The sequence below is a fragment of the Streptomyces sp. NPDC058274 genome (assembly GCF_042881375.1).
GTDB lineage: Bacteria > Actinomycetota > Actinomycetes > Streptomycetales > Streptomycetaceae > Streptomyces.
The window spans coordinates 220,574-237,775 of sequence record NZ_JBHVXW010000004.1 but is presented as its reverse complement, the minus strand read 5'-3'; the positions used below and the strand labels follow the sequence as shown (position 1 = coordinate 237,775).

General features: G+C 68.2%; 17 protein-coding genes and 2 pseudogenes. 14 read left to right on the top strand and 5 right to left on the bottom strand.

Annotation, left to right across the window (positions count from 1 at the left end; translation table 11 throughout):
* Positions 1-122: 122 nt before the first annotated feature.
* The 5 genes from ACFVYF_RS10925 (at position 123) to ACFVYF_RS10905 (ending at position 5,750) form a co-directional block, all read left to right on the top strand.
* The gene (locus ACFVYF_RS10925) at positions 123-866 is read left to right on the top strand and encodes an acetyl-CoA carboxylase biotin carboxylase subunit family protein (protein ID WP_389454128.1); all 744 of its coding nucleotides are present in this window, start codon (positions 123-125) and stop codon (positions 864-866) included.
* Positions 866-2,053: an ATP-grasp domain-containing protein gene (locus ACFVYF_RS10920; protein WP_389454707.1), complete on the top strand. Its 1,188-nt coding sequence runs from the start codon at positions 866-868 to the stop codon at positions 2,051-2,053. The genes ACFVYF_RS10925 and ACFVYF_RS10920 overlap by 1 nt, the downstream gene beginning before the upstream one ends.
* Positions 2,054-2,112: 59 nt before the next feature.
* Positions 2,113-3,525, top strand: a complete 1,413-nt coding sequence (argH, locus tag ACFVYF_RS10915) for an argininosuccinate lyase (RefSeq protein WP_389454125.1) — start codon at positions 2,113-2,115, stop codon at positions 3,523-3,525.
* A complete protein-coding gene (locus ACFVYF_RS10910; RefSeq protein WP_389454122.1) occupies positions 3,522-4,709 on the top strand; it encodes an MFS transporter in 1,188 nt (395 codons plus the stop codon). Before argH ends, ACFVYF_RS10910 begins: the two co-directional genes overlap by 4 nt.
* A gap of 114 nt (positions 4,710-4,823) precedes the next feature.
* Complete coding sequence (locus ACFVYF_RS10905) at positions 4,824-5,750, top strand: fatty acid desaturase family protein (RefSeq protein ID WP_389454119.1); 927 nt, start codon at positions 4,824-4,826, stop codon at positions 5,748-5,750.
* 298 nt (positions 5,751-6,048) lie between these two features.
* Here ACFVYF_RS10905 and ACFVYF_RS10900 read toward each other — a convergent pair.
* Positions 6,049-6,390 (bottom strand): annotated as a pseudogene (locus ACFVYF_RS10900) (site-specific integrase); the annotation flags it as partial.
* Positions 6,391-6,445: 55 nt separating this feature from the next.
* Between ACFVYF_RS10900 and ACFVYF_RS10895 the strand changes: the two are divergent.
* The 5 genes from ACFVYF_RS10895 (at position 6,446) to ACFVYF_RS10875 (ending at position 9,702) form a co-directional block, all read left to right on the top strand.
* Positions 6,446-7,012 carry a hypothetical protein gene (locus ACFVYF_RS10895; RefSeq protein WP_389454116.1) on the top strand — a complete coding sequence of 189 codons (567 nt, stop codon included), beginning with the start codon at positions 6,446-6,448 and terminating at the stop codon, positions 7,010-7,012.
* A 378-nt stretch (positions 7,013-7,390) separates the two neighbouring features.
* Positions 7,391-7,528, top strand: a complete 138-nt coding sequence (locus ACFVYF_RS10890; RefSeq protein WP_389454113.1) for a hypothetical protein — start codon at positions 7,391-7,393, stop codon at positions 7,526-7,528.
* A 55-nt stretch (positions 7,529-7,583) separates the two neighbouring features.
* The gene (locus ACFVYF_RS10885; RefSeq protein WP_389454110.1) at positions 7,584-8,675 is read left to right on the top strand and encodes a DUF6461 domain-containing protein; all 1,092 of its coding nucleotides are present in this window, start codon (positions 7,584-7,586) and stop codon (positions 8,673-8,675) included.
* Between the two features lie 63 nt (positions 8,676-8,738).
* Complete coding sequence (locus ACFVYF_RS10880) at positions 8,739-9,164, top strand: hypothetical protein (protein WP_389454107.1); 426 nt, start codon at positions 8,739-8,741, stop codon at positions 9,162-9,164.
* A gap of 319 nt (positions 9,165-9,483) precedes the next feature.
* Positions 9,484-9,702, top strand: a complete 219-nt coding sequence (locus ACFVYF_RS10875) for a hypothetical protein (RefSeq protein ID WP_389454104.1) — start codon at positions 9,484-9,486, stop codon at positions 9,700-9,702.
* A gap of 725 nt (positions 9,703-10,427) precedes the next feature.
* On the opposite strand, the gene ACFVYF_RS10870 is transcribed toward ACFVYF_RS10875, so the two are convergent.
* Positions 10,428-10,982, bottom strand: a complete 555-nt coding sequence (locus tag ACFVYF_RS10870; protein ID WP_389454101.1) for a hypothetical protein — start codon at positions 10,980-10,982, stop codon at positions 10,428-10,430.
* Between the two features lie 92 nt (positions 10,983-11,074).
* Here ACFVYF_RS10870 and ACFVYF_RS10865 point away from each other — a divergent pair, with 92 nt between their 5' ends.
* On the top strand, positions 11,075-11,587 hold the full coding sequence (locus ACFVYF_RS10865; RefSeq protein ID WP_389454098.1) for a PadR family transcriptional regulator: 513 nt from the start codon (positions 11,075-11,077) through the stop codon (positions 11,585-11,587).
* 10 nt (positions 11,588-11,597) lie between these two features.
* A pseudogene (locus tag ACFVYF_RS10860) lies at positions 11,598-11,756 on the top strand (PT domain-containing protein); the annotation flags it as partial.
* On the opposite strand, the gene ACFVYF_RS10855 reads toward ACFVYF_RS10860, so the two are convergent.
* The 3 genes from ACFVYF_RS10855 to ACFVYF_RS10845 all read right to left on the bottom strand — a co-directional run bounded on the left by ACFVYF_RS10855 (position 11,729) and on the right by ACFVYF_RS10845 (position 15,359).
* A complete protein-coding gene (locus ACFVYF_RS10855; RefSeq protein ID WP_389454095.1) occupies positions 11,729-12,691 on the bottom strand; it encodes a spermidine synthase in 963 nt (320 codons plus the stop codon). The pseudogene ACFVYF_RS10860 and the gene ACFVYF_RS10855 overlap by 28 nt on opposite strands.
* Before the next feature lie 692 nt (positions 12,692-13,383).
* A complete protein-coding gene (locus tag ACFVYF_RS10850; protein ID WP_389454092.1) occupies positions 13,384-14,124 on the bottom strand; it encodes an NAD(P)-dependent oxidoreductase in 741 nt (246 codons plus the stop codon).
* Between the two features lie 179 nt (positions 14,125-14,303).
* Positions 14,304-15,359, bottom strand: coding sequence for an EamA family transporter (locus ACFVYF_RS10845; protein ID WP_389454089.1), 1,056 nt, complete (start codon positions 15,357-15,359; stop codon positions 14,304-14,306).
* A gap of 78 nt (positions 15,360-15,437) precedes the next feature.
* On the opposite strand from ACFVYF_RS10845, the gene ACFVYF_RS10840 reads away from it, so the two are divergent.
* Together ACFVYF_RS10840 and ACFVYF_RS10835 are read left to right on the top strand one after the other, a co-directional pair.
* The gene (locus ACFVYF_RS10840) at positions 15,438-16,337 is read left to right on the top strand and encodes a LysR family transcriptional regulator (protein WP_389454705.1); all 900 of its coding nucleotides are present in this window, start codon (positions 15,438-15,440) and stop codon (positions 16,335-16,337) included.
* Positions 16,338-16,449: 112 nt separating this feature from the next.
* Positions 16,450-17,178: a hypothetical protein gene (locus tag ACFVYF_RS10835; RefSeq protein WP_389454086.1), complete on the top strand. Its 729-nt coding sequence runs from the start codon at positions 16,450-16,452 to the stop codon at positions 17,176-17,178.
* Positions 17,179-17,202 lie beyond the last annotated feature (24 nt).

The window sequence follows — 17,202 nt, the reverse complement described above, 5'->3', positions numbered from 1 at the left end:
CAACCTCGCCCTGTTTGGTTGTGTGGTGTTTGAGGGGGGTGGCGCGGCCGCGGGGCCTGTGGCCGGGGAGGCGCCGGCCGGTGCCCCGCCGGCCCCTCGACTGGGAGAAGGTCGTCTTCCCCGTGATCGTCAAACCGGTAGACATGGCCATGAGCCTGTTCGTGCGCAAGTGCGACTCACGGGCCGAGGTGGAGGAGACACTCGCGAAGATGTCGGCCTTCAAGACGTCCCGGCTGACCAACTACGCGTTTAGCGCCGGCGCCCTCGTCGAGGAGTTCGTGGCGGGGCCCGAGTTCAGCCTCGAATGCGTCGTGCAGGGCGGGCAGGTGGTCGCCCACGCCTTGACGCAGAAATACCTGTCACCGCTTCCGGCGTGCTACGAGATCGGCCATGTCTCGGGCAGCGACCTGCCGGCGCAGCACGAACCAGAGCTGCTCGAGGCGATCGAACGCATCGCCTCGGGCTGGGGCATGGCGCAGGGCGTGATGCACGTGGAGTTCAAGATGACTCACGATCGCGTCAGCGTCATCGAAGCCGCCGCCCGCCCCGCGGGAGACCATGTGCCCGAGCTCGTCGAACTGCAGCACGGCTTGTCGCTGGAGGACGCGTACCTGCACGCGCGAGCGGGCCTGGACTGGAAGGCGGCGCCACGCGAACCGCGGGACGTCTGGCACGGGATCCGCTTCGCGTTCGACGAGCGCTCCGCCGTGACACCGCCCGACAGCGTCGAAGTGCTGCACGTCCACGACGACACGAGCGGAGTCGTCGCCGGCGCGGAACCCTTCTCGGTGAATCGGCGTACCGGATTCTCCATGCTGCGCGGTGAGTCGTTGACCGACCTGGAAACCTACGTTCGGACACCGTGATGAAGAATCCAAGGCAGGTCGTCGTCGTGGGCGGCGGTCCCGGGCTGTGCGACCGTGTGCGCCTGCTCGGTGCCGACATCACGCTGGTGGACACGCCGACGGGATACGACGAGGCGTTGGTGGCGACCGCGCGACGCAATGTCCTGACCGACTACGACGATCCGTCGCTGATCCCGATGCTGTCGGCGATCCACCGCGACACACCCTTCAGCGCGGTGCTCTCCCTGACGGAGCACGGGCTGATACCCGCGGCGCGGATCGCGGAGGCACTCGGGGTTCCGGGCCTCTCCCCCGAGGTCGTCGGCCGCACCCGGGACAAGTTCGCCATGCGCACATGGCTGCGGGACAAGGCGTTCTCCGCCGTCCCCTGCGCGGTCGTGCGGGATGTCGCCGACATCCGGGACTTCGCGGCCGAGCACGGATATCCGGTGATCGTGAAGCCACGTCACGGCAGGGGAAGCGAGCATGTGTCGTGCTTCCGCCGGGCCGAAGAGGTTGTCATGCCGCCCTTGACCGCCGACGAGTACATCGCGGAGCCGTTCCTCTCCGGTCCGGAGTTCTCTGTCGAGGCGTTCAGCTGCGCCGGCGAACACCATGTGGTGGCGATCACGGGCAAGTTCACTCACGACGACGACCCGGCGAACCCCTTCGTGGAGATCGGTCACGTCGTCCCGGCGCCGCTCGAACCCGCGGACTCGGCGGCGATCGTGGCGTACGTCTCCGAGTTCCTCGACGTCATGGGCATCATGGACGGCTGCAGCCATACGGAGCTGCGCCTGACACCGTCGGGCCCGGAAGTCATCGAGACGCACACCCGGGTCGGCGGAGACTCGATCCCGACACTCGTCAGGCAGGCCACGGGGCACGATCTGCTCGACCTGCTGGTCCAGTGGTCCCTCGACGGCGTCAGGCCCCAGGAACCGGCGCTCACGGTCGCCGGTGCCGCTGCGATCCGGTTCTTCGCGCCACCGCCGGGGACAGTCACCGGCATCAGCGGGGCGCAGCGGTGGCAGGGGCTGCCCGGTGTCCTCAAGTTCCACCTTCCGCTGAAGGCAGGGGACCTGATCCCGCAGATACGGGACTCCCACACCCGGGTCGGTTATGTGCTGACCACGGCCCCGACCGCCGCGCAGGCGATCGAGCTGTGCCGAGATGTCATGTCGGGGGTCCACATCGATGTCGGGTAGCGTGCCGCAGGTTTGACGTCACAGATTTCTCTCTTCATTCCAGAAAGGCGGCGCAGAACGTGAGCGACCAGGCGAGCAAGGGCAGCGGGTTGATCAGGGGCCGTTTCGGTGAAGGCATGTCCGAGGTGATGGAGCAGATCAACGCCTCCATCGGCTTCGACCAGCGGATGGCCATGCAGGACATCGACGGCTCGGTCGCCCATGTCACGATGCTCTGTCAGCAGGACATCATCTCCGAGGTGGACGCCACGGCGATCAAGGACGGCCTGGAGGTGATTCGGGCCGAAATCACCTCCAGGAACTTCACGTTCTCGGCGGAGCTCGAAGACATTCACATGAACATCGAGTCCCGGCTCCGCGAGCTGATCGGCGCCGCAGCCGGGCGACTGCACACGGCCCGCAGCCGCAACGACCAGGTCGCCACGAGCTTCCGTCTCTGGGTGCGCGACGCCAACGACCGCGCACTGCGTCTGGTCCGGCAGCTCATCAAGGTTCTGGTCGAGCAGGCCGGACAGCACACGGCGACCATCCTGCCCGGATACACCCATCTGCAGAGCGCTCAGCCGGTGTCGTTCGGTCACCATCTGATGGCGTACGTCGAGATGTTCGGGCGCGACTACGGACGTCTGCGTGACTGTCGCGAGCGCCTGAACGAGTCTCCGCTCGGCGCGGCGGCACTGGCCGGGACGTCCTTCCCGATCGACCGCGAACTCACCGCGGAGCTGCTGGGGTTCGCCCGGCCGATGGCCAACTCCCTGGACGCGGTCTCGGACCGGGACTTCGCCCTCGAGTACCTCTCGGCCGCCTCGATGTGCATGACGCATCTGTCGCGCCTGGCCGAGGAGATCGTGCTGTGGATGTCGCCGCAGTTCGGCTTCATCGAACTGTCGGACGCCTGGACGACCGGCTCGTCGATCATGCCGCAGAAGCGGAATCCCGACGCCGCCGAGCTGGTCCGCGGCAAGACCGGCCGGGTGCACGGCTCCTTGTTCGGCCTTCTGACGGTCATGAAGGCGCTGCCGCTGACGTTCTCCAAGGACATGCAGGAGGACAAGGAACGGACCTTCGACGGTGCCGACACCTTCGAGCTGTGTCTGAAGGCGATGATCGGCATGATCGGGGACCTGAAGGCCCGCGCGGCGGAGATGCGGGCGGCGGCCGGCGCCGGCCATGCGACGGCGACCGACCTCGCCGACTGGCTGACGCGTGAGCTGGGCATGCCGTTCCGAGAGGCCCACCACATCACGGGCCGGCTGGTGCGGCTGGCGGACGAACGGGCGTGCAGCCTGGACGAGTTGCCGCTGAAGGAGATGCAGGAGGTTGATTCCCGCATCAACGCGGATGTGTTCGCGGTGCTCGGGGTGGAGGATTCGGTGAACTCGCGCCGCAGTCTCGGCGGTACCTCGCCGCAGTGTGTGGCGCGTCAGGTCGGGCTGTGGCGAGTTCGTATCGATCAGTTGCCCGGCACATGACGACCTACCGCGAGATCTTCAGGATCCGTGAGTTCCGGGCCCTGTTCGTGGTCCGCCTGTTCGCGATGACGGGTGTCGTGCTCTCCAGCCTGGCACTCGGCACCGTGATGTACCACCAGACGGGATCGCCATTCCTGACGGCGATCTCCCTCTTCGGCGGACCGCTCGTGCAACTCGTCGCTGCACGCTATCTGTTGGCTACCTCGGACCTGATGCGTCCACGCACCGCGATGATCTTCATGGCGAGCGTGTCCACGACGACGGCCGCGTTGCAGACACTCCCGGGTCTGGGCTGGTGGCTGCGGTTCCTGATCCTCGCGGGCGGCTATGTGGCGATGGCCGCGACATCGGGGGCCGTCATCGCGCTGCTGTCCGACATCGTGCCGAAAGACGCGTTCGTGCTGGCGCGCGCCACGATGAACATCACGGTCGGCGGCATGCAGATCATCGGCAACGGCATTGGCGCCGTGCTGCTCGCCGTGGTGTCGCCGTCCTGGCTGTTTGGCATCGCGGCGGCGGTCGGCGTCACCGCCGGCGTCACCGCGCGGCTCGGGCTCCCGGACCGCCCGCCGCGCGCCGCGGGAAAGACGGTCGAGCGCAGCCGCCGTATCAACCGCGAGCTGCTCACCTCGCCGGTCGTCCGGCCGCTCTACCTGTTGATGTGGCTGCCCAACGGCCTGGTCACGGGCTGCGAGGCGCTGTTCATCCCGTACGCCAGGGACCACGCCGGATTTCTGCTGGCGGCCGGCGCGGGCGGCATGCTCGCCGGAGACATCGTGGTCGGACGCTTCGTCCCCCTGGCGTTGCGGGACCGGCTGGTCCTGCCGCTGTGCGTGCTGCTGGGGGTGCCGTTCCTACTGTTCCCGCTGTCGCCGCCGGTACCGGTTGCGGCGGCGCTGGTCGCGCTGTCCGCCTTCGGCTGTGCGGCGCTGCTGCCGTTGCAGGAGCGGCTGGTGGGCCAGACCCACGAGGACACGCGCGGCCAGGCGTTCGGCCTGTTCAGCACCGGCCTGATGGTGGCTCAGGGCCTGGGGGCCGCAGTGGCCGGCGGCATCGCCCAGCTGCTCCCCGGGGTGGACGCGGTGGGCTGGGCGATGGCCTCGATGGCCGTGATGTCGCTGCTGGTCACCGCGCTGCTGCTCAAGGGAGTGCAGCGGTCCACCGACCTGGCCGCCCACGTATAGCCGCTGACACCGCGAGGCCCGACGACCCTTTCGTGGGGTCGCCTCGCTCTGTCCTGCTGCCCTGATCACCAACCAACTCACCTAGGACCACCAGACAATAGGGGGTAATTGCTGATGTCCGAAACCTCGATCTCTCCGCAATTGCTGTATCAGCGGGCACCCGTTCGCGCCACGGACCAGACCGTCTTCATCGGCAAGATATGCGTACTCGCCATACTGACAGCGGCGGGGATAGTGCTCGCTGTTCAGTCCTCGTACGCGGTGACCGCGGTCGGTGTGGTCGTCCTGGGGGCGGCGTACACCCACGCGGTGGAACTGCAGCACCAGTGCCTGCACCATTCGGCCTTCCGCGGTTCACGTGCGCACCGCATCGTCGGTGTGCCGCTGGGCACGCCCATGTTCGTGTCCTACAGCCACTACCGAGTACGTCATCTGCAGCACCACCGCTACCTGGGGACCCCGCAGGACACGGAGTTCTTCGGCTTCGACACGCGCAAGCCGCTCACCCTGAGCGCCCTGGCCAAGGGGTTGTTCGACGTGAGTCGTCTCGTGGGCGTGGGGCGTGACATCGTCCAGTGCGTGCCGGGCCGCTGGCAGTACGACATGGGGCAGATTTCCCCGAAGAGCCGCAAGGCGATCATCGCCGAATACCGGTGGTTCGGGATCTTCGTTGCACTCCTCGTGACGGTCTGCGCCCTCGGCGGTGGGTCGCTGGTGGTACGCCTGTGGCTGCTGCCCTTCCTCGTGGCGATGCCGATGCACTTCCTGGTGGAGCTGCCCGAGCACATCCTGTGCGACACCGACAGTGTCGACGTGTTGCACAACACCCGCTCAATAACCGGCAGTTGGCTGACTACCTGGTTCACCAACGGAAACAACCTGCACATCGAGCACCACGCCGCGATGAACGTCCCGATCAACCGCCTCCGCGAAAGGCACGCCGACACCCAGGAGTTCGCGCTGAACGTGCAGCGCACGTACTTCGAGTTCTTCACGATCGTGATGCGGGAGGTCTGGAAGAACAGAAGAGCAGTGGCCTGACGACGACAGGACAGGCCAGGGGCCTGCGCTCGGCACATTCCTGGCCGACCGTCCCTCGGCTGAGCACACGATGCGTGAGCGGACCGCGGAGTACCAGCCATCACAAGTGGGATCAAGCTTCTTGCCGGGTAACTGCTGACCTGCACAAACAGCAGTAGCTGACACAACCAAGCACCACCCGGCAAGGATTCGATCCCACTCCTAAAGCGGGTGTCGCAGGTTCGAATCCTGCCGGGGGCACCAGCCAAAAGGCCCCGGACCGATCATGGTCCGGGGCCTTTGACATCCACTTTTGACATCAACGAGGGCGATCACCCACAACCGGCCGCCTCTTGAACAGCCGGTCCATGTGGGTAATGGCCTCGCGTTGCGTGTCCTGCACGACGTGCGTGTAGACGTCCACGCGGGTGAACGAGCGGTAGACGTTCCTCGGCTCGACCTGGCGGCCGGTGCGGGTGGTGAAGACGTAGCCCGACTCGTACCAGTGCTCCCCCGCCTTGGCGTGCGCGGCGGACTGACGCATCCGGTGCCGGCGCAGCGGGGCGATGCACGGCGTGGGCAAGGGGACGACACGGCGCCGACGGCTCTTGGGATCGTCGTCGTAGAGGACGCCGCGGCGACGCTGAGTCTGCCGGCGGACACAGACGGGACTGGCGATCAGGTGATCCGATCAGAACGGCCTACCATCGCCTCTCATGACCACTGTGATCCTGACCGTCGGGCTGGCGTTCATCGGTTACCTGGCGACCTATCTCAACGGCCTGCGACTGGTGCAGAGACAGGCCCGACTGACGCGGGTCAACGTCCAGTTGAGCGACTTCTACGGTCCTCTGTTCGCGCTGATGGAAGCCAACAGCCGCGCCTACGACACCTTCTCTGAGATGTACGCCCGCCCCGATGGGCGCGACCCCTTCCACCACGACATACCTCCCACCGAGCAGGAACTCGCGCGGTGGCGCACATGGGCCACTACCGTCTTCATCCCCAACATTCAGGCAATGCGCGATGTGGTGGTCACGAAGGCCGATCTCCTGATCGAGGAGGAGATGCCTTCGGCCCTGCTCCAGCTCTGCGCGCATGTAGCTGGATACGAGATCACCGCCGCGCAGTGGGCCAAGGGCAATTACGAAGAACACCTGTCACTCATAGCGTTCCCTGGCCGGGAGCTGAGGGAGTACACCCGCGACCGGTTCTCTCACCTGAAGAGCGAGCAGGCGAGGCTGCTGGGGCGCCAACGCGGGCGCTCGAACCGTCGGCGCTGAAGCGGAGGCGCGAAGCCGTGCCACCGCCGTACCACCGCCGTGCCACCGCCGTGCCACCGCCGTGCCGGAACGGGCGGGGACTCACGGGGAGTCGGGGTACGCAGAAGCGCGTGCCGTCGACCCCGCTCAAGGCAGGGAATCGCAGGTCACGCGTACGATCGCCCCACCTCGCTCCTTTTTTATAGCGCGTGTCGCAGGTTCGAATCCTGCCGGGGGCACAGCACAAAGGGCCGGCTCAGGAGGGTTTCCTCCCAGGCTGGCCCTGTGCCGTTTCCGCTGCCGTGCCACTCGCGTGCCGAGGCAGCCCGCCTTCAGCAGGCGCTCGAGTCGGCAGAGACCGTCCTTCGGGAAGCCTTCGAAGCGAGCGACTTGCTGCGCGTGCACAGCAGACCCGCCCTGCGCCGATCCCTCAAGTACGCCGACTGCGCCCGCTACCCGTCGGGCACCCCCGTGAACGACCTGGACGAGCCGGAGGAACTGCCGGCCCAGGTGGCTCCGGCCCAGCCGCGTGGATGACGAGCGCGGCCCATAGTCCCTTCGCTCCGCAAGCGCCGACGGCCACAATCGGCAGATGAGTGCTCCCAGCGCCAATGACCAACCGCTCGACAGTCTTGGGCAGTTGGCAGCCGCCACGTTCACCGTCGTACGCGGCGCGGACGAAGCCGACGTGATCCGCCTCTTCGGCGGCCACCCAGAGAACGCTCGTCAGGTCACACTGTCCACGTTCCCGACGTCCCCCACGGACTACGGCGTCGAACGCATCGCAGTCTCCCGGTCAGGAACGACGGTCGTCGTCGTGGAATCGAACGGCTACCAGGGTTCCCGTGAAGAGGTCCTGCGCCCGCTGTCTCAACTGGGCCGCGTCGCAAGCGCCTTCTGGAACGTCAACGCCCACTCCCGGCTCAGCCTCGCCGAGGAGGTCCTCATCCTCTCCTCGTTCGACATGCTGTTTCCCGACGATGTCCACGGCACGCGCCCCGACGCGTGGCGACCCCTGCTGCAGGGAATCAGCTTCGGCACCTCCGACTGGGGTGCAGGGCTCGCCGCCCTCCAACGCGCCACCGGTGCACGTCTGGACGCCGCATGGGCGGCCGGCCCACATCTCGCGGTGGACATCGTTCCGGTACGACGCGTCTTGGTCCCCCAAGACCTCGCCGGATCACCCCTGCTGCAGCAGGAGCCGTTCGCGAGCTACGTGACCGACCTCGGCCCTCACTTGCTGCCGCAGATGCAGCGATACGCACTCGAACTGGCGATCTCCCACGCCGGCGTCTCCGATCACCCCTTGGTCGTCGCAGCCCTGGCGGCGAAAGGCACTCCCGCTGTCGCACGGGAACACCTGCGCGACGAACTCACCACCGCGTACCACGAGGGTGTAGGTGAAGGCCACCAGCTCAGAATCACGGACCCTGATGACAACCGCCCTGAGTGGGAACTCCCTTCGCACCTTGCCGCCCGCCGTGCCATCGTCCTCCACGCCTTGGCGGAGTATCTCGACCCAGATCTGTCCCACGACATGGGTCACCACGATCCGGGATACACACTCACCGCAGCGATGACCGGCGAGGGCGACCTGATCGAGCGCTTCTGGCTGCTTCACCGTCTGTACAAGGCATGCCAGCAGATGGGAACTGAGGCGAGTGGCGGGTCAGCCATGGGCTGACTGGGCTGACCTGGGCTTATCCGTTACTCTCCTCGGAGATCCGCAGCTCGGGGTGGGGGCACCATGAACAAGAAGCGCAAGCTGGCTCTGGCAGCAGTGGCAGCGCTGCTCGCCGCCGTACCGGCCACGTTGGTGATCCAGGACAGGATCGAGACAGCGGAGCGGAAGTCGCTCGAGCAAGCCGCTCAGAAGATTTTCCAGCGCGACGCCGACCGCACCACGGCGGAGTGGCGGGGCTATGAGCCACCCTCGGGCAAGGTGTGGGACAGGGCCGTCGCCAAGGCTGTCATCGCCCACGTCGAGATGCAGGGCGACCGCGCCAAGGTGTGGGTCGACGAGTTCACCACGCCGTACGCAACCGATCCGTCCGGCAAGGACTCGCGACCGACCGAACCTTCCGCGACCTCCCACCTCTTTCTCTTCGAGCCGGCCGGAGACAGCTGGCGGCTCGCCAAGGACCTGACCAAGTCCGAAGCACAACAAGGCTGACCTGCAGCCTGCGCAGCAATTGCTGGATCACCTCAGCTTCCCAAGCTGAGGTCCGGCGAAGCTGCTGGTCGGCACGCCCGGATGTCACGGCTTGCCCTGGTCAACGGCACCGGCCGGTACTGGGGACGGCCGGGGCGTACGCGGGTCATCGACCGGAGCCCTCGTGGCTGACTGTCGTCTGCTGAGGTTCGTGACACAACCGTGCCCGAGCCTTACCAGGTGGAGAAACACCAGGTCAGGAGCGTGATGCGGTTGTTACCGTCCGGATTCTGTGCCGACAGCCACACCGAGCGGGTCACACGTAGGCTCATACTGAGCTATGACAAAGCCTGCACCGAAGCGTCATTTGCCCACCAGCCCCTTCAAGGCCCCCGTCGCAGCGGCTTCCAAGCGCTTCGCCTTGGGCGAGCAGGTCACACATGACGTGTACGGCCTCGGCCGGGTGGTGAGCATCGAGGACGGAATCGCGGCGCTCGTGGATTTCGGCTCCGTGCAAATGCGGGTCCTGAGCCCGTACGCCAAGATGACCAAGCTCTAGGACCGCTGTGCCCGGTCACGCCGGGCACAGCCCCATCAGGGACCTGCAGGGACCCGCAGTACCTGGGGCCTGTCCCGCAGTACCTGGGACCTGTAGGGACCTGGGACCTGTAGGGACCTGTAGGGACCTGTAACGAAAGGCAGACCTCTCATCGAATCGACGTCGCTGTTCTCCGCCCCGGAAGGGCTACCTCGCCGTTCCACCGCAGTATCGCCGCCTCCCACGACAAAACCCTTCCAGGCCCCGGACTTCGGAGAAGACGCGGTCTTCGAGTACGAGTACGAGCCCGAGGACGCACAGGAGCCCGCCCCGGGCACGCGTGCGGCGCGGTCCAGGGCTGCCTAGCGGTGGTTTCGGCAGCTACCCGCGGGCCGGCTGCGGTGCTGTGGTGAGGAGTGCGGCCGTCTCGGTCTCCGTCTCGTTCAGCCCCGTTCACGGTCGTTGAGGCGAGACCCGAAGCCGTCCCGGCACCGGCGGCCGGCCGACCGACCGCATATGAACGCGGGTGTTCTGGTCGCGGTGAGCTCGTGGATCCGGTCCTCGTCGGTGCAACTGCGGTTGTGTACGCAGCAGTTGCGAGGTACGAGGTGGACCGGACGTCCGGATCTGCCGGGATCCGGCCGCCTATGACCGACGGGTCCAACAGGTCCAACAGGCCCAACAGGCCCAACAGGCCCAACAGGCCCAACAGGTCCAACAGGTCCAACAGGCCCAACAGGTCCAAGTCAGCGGATACCGGCCTTGGCCTGGACGTGGGCCACGTAGCGCACGGTGAAGATCATCGGGACGGCGAAGCCGGCGATCTGGATGAGCGTGGCGGTGGTCGAGTGGGCGTTTCCGGCGTGCGCCACGAAGGCGAGTACGACAGCTGTCAGGGCGAAGGCCGCGGTCCAGACGGCGGTGATGATGACGTTGGTCTGGATGAACGGCTTGAGCCCCCAGACCTCGCGCGGGGTGGTCCGCTTGGCGATGCCCAGCGTGAACGGCTTGCCGATGGCCAGCGAAACCCCCGCGATGACCGCCAGGGTGCCCGCCGACAGCGCCGCCGAATAGTCGTGCACGCCCGAGTCCGGGTCGGCGAAGGCGATGACGGCCAGCACGGCGAAGAAGGCCGCGGAGCCGAGCTCGATGATCAGCGCGTCGAATCCGGTCCCTGCCCGTATCTGCTGGACGATCACAGCCACTGCGACCACCAGGGCGGCCAGCGCCGCCCACTGCCAGCTCCCCGAGGGCAGCACAGCGAAGACGATCCAGGGGAGGAAGGTGCGCAGGTACGACATTGCAGGTCTCCGCTTCAGCGTTTCCGTTCTGACATGTGAAAACTAGAAGGTCTACTCTCGACATGTCAATAGTGGAATGTAGACTGCGGAGCATGAGTCTTCGACACGCGCTGCTCGGGCTCCTCTCCGAGCGTCCCGCCAGCGGCTACGACCTGCTGAAACTGTTCGAGACGTCACTGGCCACCGCCTGGCCGGCGACCCAGAGCCAGATCTACACCGAGCTGACCAAGCTGGCGGGCACCGGGCTGATCAAGGTGGCGGCCGAGGGACCGCGGGGCCGCAAGGAGTACGCCCTCACCGACGAGGGACTGGCCGAACTGCGGCACTGGCTGACCGAGACCACCCCGCAGCGGAACACCCGCAGCGACATTCTCCTGCGCGTGTTCTTTCTCGGAGTGCTGACGCCTGAGCAGGCACGCGGCTACCTCACCGAGCTCATCGAGCTGTCCGACGAGGGGTACCAGAGTCTGCGCCGGCTGGAGGAGTCCGTCGACTGGGACGACAACGGCCTTTCGGTCTACGGCCGGATCTCCCTGGAGTACGGCCTGCGGTTCAACGCCATGCGCCGCGAGTGGGCCGAGTGGGCGGCGGGCCAGATCTCCTGACGGCCGGCCGGCCGGCCAACCGACCGACGGACCGACGGACCGACGGACCGACGGACCGACCGACCGACCGACCGACGGGAGCGTCGCGGACCGGACTGTGGTTCTGGGCCGTGCCCTTGCCTGTGGGTGCCCCCGCCGCCCTCAGCTCTCGCGCCTGCGGGCGACATAGACAGTGTTGGCCGCGGTCCCGCCCTGGAGCGGATTGTCGAAATCGACCACGTGCGCAGCGGTCTCCGTGAAGACCTCCGCGAGCACCGAGCCGAACTCCTCGTCCGGCGGGTCGTTCGACCACAGCGCGAACACGCCCCCGGGATACAGCAGTTCGGCCAGAGCGGTCAGGCCGGCATGGCGGTAGAGCGCGGCATGGCCGGGGTGCAGCACATGCCGCGGCGAGTGGTCGACGTCCAGCAGGATCGCGTGGAAACGGCGGCCGGGAGTCTCGGGGTCCAGACCGTGCGGGGCGGCAACGGCGCCGGGGGTTGGGTCCCCGGCAGACACCGGATCGCCCGCCACCGCACCATCCGCAGACACAGGATCGCCCGCCGCCGCACCATCCGCCTTCGCACCGTCCGCAGGGACCGGCCCGCCCACCATCGCACCGTCCACAGACACCGGTCCGCCCACCATCGCACCGTCCACAGACACCGGTCCGCCCACCATCGCACCGTCCGCCGGCACCGGTCCGCCCGCCGCCGCGGTCCCCGCTGCCATCGCGAAGAAGTCTCCGCGCACCAGCCGGCACCGGGGGTCCGACGCCAGTCCCGTGCCCAGCGGTACGAGCCCGCGCCGATGCCAGTCGATCACCTCGGCCAGGGCGTCGACGACGATCAGCGAGCGCACCCGCGGATCGTCCAGCGCCGTACGGGCCGTGTAGCCGAGGCCGAGGCCGCCGACGGCGACATCGATGGGGGCGTCGGGCAGTGCCGCCAGGCCGAGTCGGGCCAGCTCGACCTCCCCCGCGGTGAAGAGACTGGACATCAGGTACTCGTCGTCGAGCTTCACCTCGTACACGTCCTCCCCCGACGCGGGATCCCGCCGACGCCGCAGGCTGATCTCGCCCATGGGGGTCGGACGCCAGTCGATCTCCTCGAAACGTGCGCTCATCCGGTGTCCTTCTCCGCGTCCTCGTCCGCTGCCGCGGGCGGGTTGGGGTGCGCCGCAGGAAGGTTCCGTACGGGCCGGGGCGGGGCCCGATGCCCTGCAGGGTCCCACACGGGACACTTCCGCCGGGGCGATGGCACGGCCGCACGCCGCCGCGTCCAGCACCAACACCGTGTCCACGGGTCAGCGACCGTGCTTCAGTCGATCGATCCAGCGGCCGGGGCCCCGTCGTGACCGGCGGGAACGCGGCCGAAGCGGTCGGCGATCCTCGGCTCCCGCAGGACCGGCTTCGCCAGGGCTTCGCCCCCAGTGATCGTCAGGCGACAGGATCGGCGCCGTGCGCTCCGCTTGGGCTCGGATCTCAACGTGAGATTCGTGAGCCGTGATACGGAACGCCTCCTCATATGAGGCCAAGGCGGCACTCATGGCCCCGCCTGCGAGGCCCCGGCGACGAATACGTGATGCCAGCCACGCGAAGAAGCCCAGGACCGCTGCGAGGATCGCAATCAAGACCAGGAACGGTAAGAACGCACCCATGGGCAGGGAGCCTACTTCGCTGATCCTTGACACCCTCCGATGCCAGCCACCGTGACGGCACCGAGGACGTGAGCACCTGACCGGCGTCAGTTCTCACCGACATTTTCCGGCCTGTGAGCATCAACTCCCGTACAGGATCAGGACAGCGGTGCGCCGGCTCAGACTGACGGGCGTTCGTCCTCGTGGGCGACCGGGGCGACCGGGGCGAGCGCGGCGACCGTAATGTGGCGCTCGCGGCCCGGGGTCTCGAGTTCGTCGAGCACGGCGACGGCCAGGTCCTCGGCGCTGATCCACGAGTCGCCGTCGGCGTTGGTGAGCAGGGTGTCGGTGCCGCGCCGGTAGTCGCCGGTTCGTTTGCCGGGCTGGAGCAGGGCCGGGGGGCTCAGGTAGACCCAGGCGGCATCGGGGTGGGCCTGGCAGGCGCGCAGTTGGGCGATCCCGGCGGCGGCGACCGCCTTGAATTCGGCGGGCACGTACGTGCGGTTGTCGGCGACCAGCAGATCCCGGTCGCCCGGGCTGCGCAGCGCACCGGCACCGCCGACCACCAGGACTCGTATCCCCAGCTCCGCGGCGACGTCCAGCACCGTACGGGTGGCACCGGTCAAGAACTCCTGGTCGACCGGGGTGGTCCGCACGGCCAGTACTACGGCGTCCGGGGCGGCGTACGAGGCCGAGCCTGCAAGCGCCTCGCGTACGGCGCGTGAGTCGTTCGCGTCGACCGCGACCAGCCTGACCTTCGGGTCCTCGCTCGCCGGCTTCCGGGACAGGGCGAGCACCTCGTGTCCGCGTGCACTGGCCTCGGTGATCACCCGGCTGCCGACCATCCCGCCTGCGCCCAGCACCGCGATCGTCCTGTCCGCCCTGTCCACCCTGCCCGCACGCGAACCAACCGTCTTCATCGAACTCGCCCTCGTCGTCACTGTTTTCGTCCACCCTGTCCCGGTCGCACCCGTCGCCATTGCGCCTGTCTTCATCGGACCTGTCCCGGTCGCACCCGTCGCCATTGCGCCTGTCCTCGTCCACCCTGTCCCGGTCGCACCCGTCGCCGTTGCGCCTGTCTTCATCGGGCCTGGCCCCCTCATCGGCTCCGCCCTCCCGCAATCCGGCCTTCGCCAATTCGGTCTTCGCGTATCCGGTCTTGGCGTGTCTGGACTTCGCGTGTCTGGTCTTGACGTACCTGAACTTCGCGTATCTGGGCCTCCGATGGCCCGCCGCGCGCCGCCACGCGGCCGAACACCCTCGGCGCGTTGAGCTGTGCGGCGAGCAGCGCAGCCAGGGCGAGGACGAAGCCCGAGGTCTGGAGCAAGCTCAGTGACTCGCCCAGCGCGATGCCGACGACGGTCGCGACCATCGGGGACAGCAGCACCAGCGGTGCGGACGCGCCGACCGACAGCTTTCCGATCCCGCGGAACCACAGCGTGGAGGCGATCAGTCCGCCCACGCTGCCGAGCCACACGTAGCCGGCGACAGCTCCGGCGTCGATGTGCGGTGGCGCCCCCTCGATCGCAACGGTGAGCGGGAGCAACAGCAGCCCGCCGGCGGCCAGTTGCCAACCGGCCAGGGTCAGCGGGCCGACCCCCGCGGGACGGCCCCACCGCTTGGTGAGGACGATTCCGCCGGCCATGCCCGCCGTACCGACGAGACCGGCGAGCACGCCGACGCCGTCCAGCCGGGCCCCCGGTCCGAGCACGACGAGTCCGACGCCGACGACGCCGATCACTCCCCAGGCCAGTCGCCAGACCGTCGGCCGGTCGTGGACCACCGCGACGGCCAACCCGGCGACCATCAGCGGCTGGGTGGCGCTCAGGGTGGCGGCGACGCCGCCGGGGAGTCGTTCGGCGGCCACGAACAACAGGGGGAACAGGGCGCCGATGTTGAGCGCGCCGAGGACGGCGGCCTTCCACCACCAGTTCCCGCGCGGGAGCACGGGGGTGAGCGCCAGCGCGATCAGTCCGGCGGGCAGGGCGCGCATCAGCCCGGCGAACAGCGGATGCCCGGGCGGCAGCAGTTCCGTGGTCACGGCGTACGTGGTGCCCCAGGCCGCGGGAGCGAGTGCGGTCAGCGCGACGGTTGCCGCCTGGCGCGCGTGCGCGGTCCGCGGCGGGCCCGGTGATCGCTCGGTCGAGGTAGGCATGCGAGGAAGTCTCGGCGCACCGCATCATGATTCCAACGCATGCTTGTCATGCCAGCCATGAACCAGAACGATGGCCGGGTGGATCTCCAGCAGATGCGATACGTCGTCGCCGTCGCCGAGACGCGCAACTTCACCCGGGCCGCGGAGCGTTGCTCCGTGGTGCAGTCGTCGCTGAGTCACCGGATCGCCGGGCTGGAACGGGAGCTCGGGGTCAAGCTGTTCGCCCGGTCCAGCCGCCGCGTCGAGTTGACCAGCGCCGGGGTGGCGTTTCTCGGCGGTGCGCGCGAGTGCCTGGCCGCTGCCGACCGCGCGGTCGCCGACGCCGCCGCCGCGACCGGTGTGGTACGTGGTCGGCTCGCCGTCGGCGTGATCGTGACCACGGCTGCCGTCGACGTACCGGAGTTGTTGCAGCGGTACCGGGCTCAGCATCCGGACGTCCGCGTCGCCCTCCGTTCCGGGCGCAGCGACGAACTGGTGGCGGCGATCCGGAACGGCGACCTGGACATCGCCTTCCTCGGCCTGCCGGAGGGCGGAGCGCCCTCCGGGGTGGAGACCGTCGTGCTCGATCACGACGAGCACGTACTCGTGGTGCCGGCCGGGCACCGGCTGGCGGGCGCATCCCGGGTCACGCTGCCGGAGATCGCCGACGAGACCTTCGTGGACTTCGTGGACGGGACGCCTGCCCGGGCCCAGTCCGATCAGGCGTTCGCCGCGGTGGGCCTCGTCCGCGAGGTCGCGTACGAGGCCGGTGTCGTCGAGCTGATCACGCGGCTGATCGCGCGCGGGCTCGGTGTCGCGCTGCTGCCGTCCGCCTTCATCCGGCCACTGGCCGCCGGCGATCCCCAACTGGCGCTGGTCCCCGTGGTCGAGGGGCCGCATCGCGTCGAGTATCTGGCGTGGAGCCGGTTCAACCCCAGCCCGGCGACCCGGGCGATGCTCGATGTCCTCGGCGTCAGGCCCCGGTCCACGGGGGCCTGACCTTCGCCGCGACACAGCCCCAGGCGTACTCGCTGCCGCCCTGGACAGCCGCCCCGCTCCAGATCTGGACGATCGGTACTGGCTACGGCGGCCGGTCCGGCAGAATGCGGGCGTGTCCCATGCCGTCATCGAGGCCGTGAACTGGTCGGCGATACCCAACCCGACCTCGCACGTGTGCGACGATCCTGAACGGGTCGCTCATGCGTTGCGGCTACTGACGGCGTCCACCACCGCCAACCAGACAGGCGACGCGGCGTCCCTCCTCGCCGGTGGCGGCTTCATCTGCCGCCACGCCGCCATGGTGTTCCCAGCGGCCTACGCGGCCACCCCGATCCTGCTGGACCTCGTCGAACACGGACAGCGGCCGCGCATCAAGGACGCGGCGCTCGGGCTCCTGTCGGATGCACTGGGCTGCTTCCCGTCCGCCGGCTTCAACCGCGTTGACACTCGGTACGGCAGCGACGTACCGCTCTGCTGTGCCATGGCGCGGCACATACGCGGCCGTCACGGCACCCTTCTTGCTCACGGCCGCAACGGCAAGAGCCTTTTGGCGGACGCGGCGCTCCATTGGCGACTGACCATCGAAGAGACCGAGCCCCGGGCCGGAGCCGACGGCACCCTGACCGCCATCGCCGTCCTCGAAGGCGCGCCCTTCGAGACACCGGTCGAAGCCGAAGTGCACACCCTTCCGTTCGTCGGTCCCGGTCCCACAGTCCGTATCGATGACTTCACGTCCGATGCCGCCGGTACCGCGTGCATCCAACTCAGGCAACCGCCACCCGGCTCCCTGACCACGGGTTCCACCCTCTATCCAGCTGACTGCGGCCGCAGCGAACACTGAACGTGTAACGCCGACCTCCCGTGG

Coding starts and splice junctions, on each gene's coding strand:
- ACFVYF_RS10920 (WP_389454707.1), top strand. CDS start 866: ATGAAGAATCCAAGGCAGGTCGTCGTCGTGGGCGGCGGTCCCGGGCTG.
- ACFVYF_RS10910 (WP_389454122.1), top strand. CDS start 3,522: ATGACGACCTACCGCGAGATCTTCAGGATCCGTGAGTTCCGGGCCCTG.
- ACFVYF_RS10905 (WP_389454119.1), top strand. CDS start 4,824: ATGTCCGAAACCTCGATCTCTCCGCAATTGCTGTATCAGCGGGCACCC.
- ACFVYF_RS10895 (WP_389454116.1), top strand. CDS start 6,446: ATGACCACTGTGATCCTGACCGTCGGGCTGGCGTTCATCGGTTACCTG.
- ACFVYF_RS10885 (WP_389454110.1), top strand. CDS start 7,584: ATGAGTGCTCCCAGCGCCAATGACCAACCGCTCGACAGTCTTGGGCAG.
- ACFVYF_RS10880 (WP_389454107.1), top strand. CDS start 8,739: ATGAACAAGAAGCGCAAGCTGGCTCTGGCAGCAGTGGCAGCGCTGCTC.
- ACFVYF_RS10875 (WP_389454104.1), top strand. CDS start 9,484: ATGACAAAGCCTGCACCGAAGCGTCATTTGCCCACCAGCCCCTTCAAG.
- ACFVYF_RS10870 (WP_389454101.1), bottom strand. CDS start 10,982: ATGTCGTACCTGCGCACCTTCCTCCCCTGGATCGTCTTCGCTGTGCTG.
- ACFVYF_RS10865 (WP_389454098.1), top strand. CDS start 11,075: ATGAGTCTTCGACACGCGCTGCTCGGGCTCCTCTCCGAGCGTCCCGCC.
- ACFVYF_RS10855 (WP_389454095.1), bottom strand. CDS start 12,691: ATGAGCGCACGTTTCGAGGAGATCGACTGGCGTCCGACCCCCATGGGC.
- ACFVYF_RS10850 (WP_389454092.1), bottom strand. CDS start 14,124: ATGAAGACGGTTGGTTCGCGTGCGGGCAGGGTGGACAGGGCGGACAGG.
- ACFVYF_RS10845 (WP_389454089.1), bottom strand. CDS start 15,359: ATGCCTACCTCGACCGAGCGATCACCGGGCCCGCCGCGGACCGCGCAC.